Origin of the sequence: Leifsonia sp. SIMBA_070 (assembly GCF_046534635.1) — a bacterium.
Lineage (GTDB): Bacteria > Actinomycetota > Actinomycetes > Actinomycetales > Microbacteriaceae > Leifsonia.
Window position 1 is genome coordinate 1 of sequence record NZ_JAWRYK010000897.1, and the last position, 238, is coordinate 238.

The following is a 238-nucleotide window of genomic DNA, read 5'->3' on the forward strand; positions in this document are numbered from 1 at the left end:
GTAGAGCTTGTAACATCGTATCCGCTGATTCATCCGCGCCATAAGGCGACCAGACTGGATAAGCTTGCTCAGGTTTAATTAGGTCTGTTTCCTGCTGGGCAAGTTCCGAGATTAGAAGCTGTATGATGTAGAACTTGTCTGAACGACTCAACGATCTTAAGGTTGAAATCAGGTCTGATGAAACCATAAAAAGCTCTCGGGGTAGATTTGTATTCTATTCTAAAATGCTTCTATGTAG

General features: G+C 42.4%; 1 protein-coding gene. It reads right to left on the reverse strand.

Annotation, left to right across the window (positions count from 1 at the left end; translation table 11 throughout):
• Positions 1 to 187 (reverse strand): hypothetical protein (locus SB754_RS22810; RefSeq protein ID WP_410784542.1); only part of this gene is annotated, 187 nt, incomplete at its 3' end.
• Positions 188 to 238 lie beyond the last annotated feature (51 nt).